This is a genomic window from Oleiphilus sp. HI0080 (assembly GCF_001635135.1).
In genome coordinates this window covers 1-5240 of the sequence record NZ_LWFU01000577.1, presented here as the reverse complement: position 1 = coordinate 5240, position 5240 = coordinate 1, and the positions used below count along the sequence as shown (strand labels likewise).

Here is a 5240-nt window from a genome sequence, read left to right as displayed (position 1 = left end):
CTAGACATCAAGCATACACCGAATAACAAGACCGAGAATTCAAGAAGATTTCTCGGACATTACCAGAAAAGAGGCGGTTTAGTAGAAAATAAATCCGGAGTGAGTGCAGCGTTAATGCAGAATTAGTATCGAGTTTTCATACCGAGCAAGTTAGTTCGTTAAGCTCGACACCATATGCTTCAGGCTCCATTTAGAGGTGGCGCCCGTCAACAGATAACTATTCTCGTCAATACCGAGCGCGCCTTTTGGTAAGCTGTCTTTGATATACAGCGCGTGTTGTGGTTTTTGGCTGGCGTTCCACTCAAGAAGGTCAACCCGGCGGCCCGCTTTCAGCTTGTTTTTGGTTGCGTCCGTCACAACGATAATTTTGGGCAGCAAGCGACGTTCGCTATTGTGCCCCGTCACAATGCCAACTTCGTTGCTATTAAGTTCGACCAGAGTGCCCGTAGGGAAGACACCGATTGCCTCAATAAAACGTTCAACCAAGTCTTTTTGAAATAAAATATTTCGTTGCTCATACAAAAAAGAGACCGCGTCTTTTGGAGAAAGACCAAGCCTATCGCCACGCGGTGTAATCATGTCCTGATAGCAGTCCACCAAGCCAGCAATTTTAGCGAGTAATGGAATGCGCTCCCCCGTCACCCCCTTCGGAAATCCAGAGCCGTTATTACGTTCAGCATGAAACTCAACAACACTAAGAACACCATCTCCAAGATCAGTTGCGCTCGATAGCTCGGCAAGACCCAACTCCACATAGCGCTGGTAATCCTGCATTTGATCATCGCTCAAAGCTTGAGGATCCCGAAGAGCAGGCTCTAGTTTCGTTTTGCCGACATGTGACAGCAGTACACCAATAGCGAGCGTTTTCATTAAACTCTTGCTTAGCCCAAGATGTCTCGCAAAAACCAACGCCCAGATAGAAGCACGAACCACGTGTTGATAACCAAACTCGTCATCTTGATCCATCTTTGAAAGCCAAACCAGCGCATCAGGATTTCGAGCCACGCTGACCACCATGCTCACCGCGATACCCTGAATATCTTCCACATTAATCTCTTCACCCCGATCAACTGCCGCACATACTTCACGGACAGAGTCGTTAATTCGGCCGTACAATTTTTGGACTCTTGCAGCTTCCTTGGGTAAGGATGCCGCAACTTGATATTGCTTGGGGTCTTTAACGACAAGAGGTGTTGCTTCGACGACTTTGGAAACATCTACGGCAGCATTAGAGCGCTTCCTTGCAGATGATGCAGAACCAGATTGATCCGCGCGCGACGCGACGCTCGAAACGGCATGCTCAACGGACGAATCTCTCTCTTCAGATTGGTTCGCATCGACGAAAACATGCTCACAAAACTTTTGCAGCGATCGCATCTCTTCTTTGGACTTTACGATAAAGCCTTGAATTGGAAACGGCGTTTTATGCCACGGACAATCTAGCTCCGAGACAAACATGCCTATTTTCAATTCACGAACGTTGGTTTTGATTCGCTCTAGTGCCATGACTTCTTACTCAAAAATCCAAATAAAGGTTGTTCACCCCAATTATGGACCTAGGCACAGCGAATACCACTGCCCAGTGTAACCCCGTGTTACTTCAGGTAATTACAGGCTGTTTTAAAGCAAAAATGTGGACTAATTTGCAAAATTTAACGGCCCTGATCCGGATCGCAAACAGAAGAGTGATTCCAAAGCTTTGGAACGTGACCGTCTCTGTCACTGCCCGCGACACTTTTCGTGGCGACTACATAGGGTATAACAGACGGCTTTAAATAATCCTGATTGATCCATTTTCGCCCTTGCCTCTCCTGAGTTTTCTTCGGCTGGCAACGCATAGTTATCTGGACCTCGTCGCGCAACAAGGTAATTTCTGCGGAACCTCTCGCATCACTCGCATAAGCACAGGCTTTGCCTTGTTCGATCGGCAAAGCCCGATGATCAATATCTAACCCTGGAGCTCCACAAAAAGCGATACCCAGCTCATCGCTTGCCATACAGGAGCGTTGGGAACGGTAATTCTCGTCATAAAATCGCAAAACCCGCTCACTACATTGCGTTTCCAGCATCAACGGAGTGCTATAACGCCGGCGGTCATTAAAACCTTCCACCTCTATGACTTCCCAAATCAAACGAAACTGGCGCAGCTCCCCTGCTGAGTTTTCTGCCTCAAAAAACCCATAGTGAGTGGTCGTTCTCGATGTCGCACAGCCCTGAAATAGAACCACACAAACCATCAGAAAACTCACTTTTGCTATCTTTTTAAAAACCATACTGCCCAAATTTTTTGTCGATAAATCAGAGATATAGTACGAAGTATAAGGGCAAACAAGATTTACGCTTTGACCAAATTTAAAAAAATCATCCAGCGACTATTGATTTATTTGAAAATGAACGTAGTATTGAAAATCATTCTCATTAGCAAAAAGGAAAACATCAATGCGTTTTATGGTTAAAACACTAGTCTCCCTCATGATTACGGCAGTGGCGCTCCCTGCGCTCGCTAAGGAAGAGGTGAATGTGTATTCCTACCGCCAAGCATTTCTTGTTGAACCTCTTTTTCAAGGCTTTACCGACGAGACAGGCATTGAGGTCAATGTTGTGTTCGCAAAAAAAGGCTTGGCTGAGCGATTGAAACGAGAAGGCGCCAATTCTCCGGCCGACCTCATTTTCACTGTGGATATTGGACGCTTGAACGAAGTTGTTGCAAACGAGCTCACCCAGGCAGTCGAGTCGGACGTTCTAAACAAGAATATTCCTGCCCAATATCGCGATCCGGATAATATGTGGTTTGGTTTGACGACGCGAACACGATCTGTCTACGCATCAAAAGAGCGTGTAAACCTTGCAGAAATTCAGCGTTATGAAGATTTGGCAGATCCAAAGTGGAAAGGCCGGATCTGCACGCGCAGCGGGAAGCACCCTTACAATCTTGCGCTTATCGCGTCGATGATTGCTCATCACGGAGAAGCAGAAGCGGAAACTTGGCTTCGCGGTGTAAAATCAAACCTTGCTCGAAAGCCTCAAGGTAACGATCGAGCTCAAGTAAAAGCCATCTACGAAGGCGTTTGCGACCTTTCATTAGGTAACAATTATTACTTGGGAAAAATGCTTAACGATCCAGAGCAAATCAAGTGGGCGGAAGCTGTTCAAATCACCTTCCCGAACACGGAAGAGCGTGGCACTCACGTCAACATTAGTGGTATGGCGCTGACAAAAAGTGCTCCAAACAAACAGAATGCTATTCAGCTAATGGAGTATTTGACAGGCGATGCAGCTCAAACCATGTACGCAGAGCAAAACTATGAGTACCCAGTGAATCCAAGCGTTAAACCAAGCAAATTGGTTGCGTCATGGGGCGATTTTAAAGCGGATGAACTGCCACTGAGCAAAATCGCTAGCTTACGCAAAGCGGCGGCTCAATTGGTTGATAAAGTAGGCTTTGATCAATAAACAGAAGATGACGAAAAGCGGCCTATCTGGTCGCTTTTCGATTATAATGCTGTGCTCAGTCATAACATTAAAAGCCTAACACGTTGACTACATCCTCTTTAAAGCGTTGGCAAACTCCTACCTTTCGAACGGAACACTCTTGGTTTGCGAGCGCTCTTCTTGTCGCAACCATCGTTTTACTACCGATCGCATCAGTCATCTATTTAGCGGCCTTTCCCGACGACAATATCTGGCCCCACCTGCTGAATACCGTTCTACCTGTTTACATTGAAAACACGCTCATATTAATGACGGGCGTCGGGACGCTAAGTGTCTTAATTGGCATCGGATCCGCCTGGCTAATAAGCCACTACGATTTCCCAGGAAAACGCATATTTAACTGGGCATTACTGCTTCCTTTCGCAATGCCAGCGTATGTCATTGCATATGTCTACACCGACTTTCTTGAGTATGCCGGCCCTCTTCAGTCATCCTTAAGGGAGCTTTTTGGTTGGCAGACAAGCCGCGATTATTTTTTTCCAGAAGTCCGTAGCATGGCGGGCGCGATTATTTTAATGGCGCTGACACTGTACCCTTATATCTATATGCTTGCCCGTGCAGCCTTTATGCAACAATCCGTTTCGCTTTACTACGCTGCTCGCAGCCTGGGTTCTAGCCCATTGGCTTTTTTCTTTCGCGTCTCACTCCCTATTGCTCGACCAGCCATCGTCGTAGGATTGTCACTCGTGTTAATGGAAACTCTGAATGATTTTGGCACCGTCGATTACTTTGCGATTCAAACTCTTACGGCGGGCTTATACGACACATGGCTAAACATGAGCAATATTGGCGGTGCAGCGCAAATAGCGACCGTCATGATGCTCGCTGTCACCCTACTGATTTATTTAGAGCGTCGCTCTAGAAATCAGCAACAAACCTTCTCAGCCAAATCTAGTACGTCTGGCTTACCTGTAAATAAACTCACAGGGCCACATGCTTACTTGGCGAGCGCACTTGCCGCCACCCCTGTGATATTTGGGTTTCTAATTCCTGTTTTGATTCTTAGCAACTACGCAATTCAGTATTTTGAACAAAGCTGGTCCCCTAGATTCTTTTCATATGCATTCAATAGCTTTACCTTAAGTTTTAGCGCGGCTCTGATAACCCTTGTGATCGGCTGTCTGTTGGCATACACCAAGCGTTTAAATCGACGCAGAGCGACCAATGCGCTTACTCAGATCTCCAGCCTTGGTTATGCAGTACCCGGCGCCGTTTTGGCAATTGGTGTGATTATTCCTCTTGCAGCTTTCGATAACTGGTTTGATGGCCTCGCAAGAGAGTTCTTTGGTGTGAGCACAGGGCTGTTGCTTAGCGGTAGCATCATTGCTGTTTTATTTGCCTACACGGTGCGCTTCTTAGCGGTCGCGACGGGAGCGATCGACTCTAGCCTAGAGAAAGTCACACAATCTATGGACATGGCATCTAGGTCGCTTGGTAAAGGAAGCATGGAAACGTTCCTGAGAGTGCACCTGCCGATCATCAAACCGGGCGCACTAACAGCTCTTTTGGTTGTGTTCGTAGACTGTATGAAAGAGCTGCCGGCAACACTTATCCTCAGACCCTTCAACTTTGAGACTCTCGCGACGCACGTCTATCAATTTGCATCAGACGAACTTATTGAGCAGTGTGCGCTCTCTGCGCTCGTGATTGTGTTGGTCGGTATGGTGCCGGTGATACTGCTTAACAAATCAATCAACAGATCATAGTAAGCAAAAAGAAGAGCAAAGAGTTACAAATACAATTACGTG

General features: G+C 46.6%; 4 protein-coding genes. 2 read left to right on the top strand and 2 right to left on the bottom strand.

Translation table 11 applies throughout. The features are described from left to right. Positions 1-150: 150 nt before the first annotated feature. Positions 151-1506 carry an HD-GYP domain-containing protein gene (locus tag A3751_RS12755; RefSeq protein ID WP_068456611.1) on the bottom strand — a complete coding sequence of 452 codons (1356 nt, stop codon included), beginning with the start codon at positions 1504-1506 and terminating at the stop codon, positions 151-153. Positions 1507-1652: 146 nt separating this feature from the next. Beyond that, complete coding sequence (locus A3751_RS12750; protein ID WP_156492424.1) at positions 1653-2249, bottom strand: hypothetical protein; 597 nt, start codon at positions 2247-2249, stop codon at positions 1653-1655. Positions 2250-2439: 190 nt separating this feature from the next. Between A3751_RS12750 and A3751_RS12745 the strand changes: the two genes are divergently transcribed. Both A3751_RS12745 and A3751_RS12740 read left to right on the top strand, forming a co-directional pair. Continuing rightward, positions 2440-3453, top strand: a complete 1014-nt coding sequence (locus tag A3751_RS12745) for a Fe(3+) ABC transporter substrate-binding protein (protein ID WP_197466323.1) — start codon at positions 2440-2442, stop codon at positions 3451-3453. Positions 3454-3536: 83 nt separating this feature from the next. Beyond that, positions 3537-5198, top strand: coding sequence for an iron ABC transporter permease (locus A3751_RS12740; protein ID WP_082863237.1), 1662 nt, complete (start codon positions 3537-3539; stop codon positions 5196-5198). The last annotated feature ends 42 nt before the right edge of the window (positions 5199-5240 follow it).

Coding starts and splice junctions, on each gene's coding strand:
- A3751_RS12755 (WP_068456611.1), bottom strand. CDS start 1,506: ATGGCACTAGAGCGAATCAAAACCAACGTTCGTGAATTGAAAATAGGC.
- A3751_RS12745 (WP_197466323.1), top strand. CDS start 2,440: ATGCGTTTTATGGTTAAAACACTAGTCTCCCTCATGATTACGGCAGTG.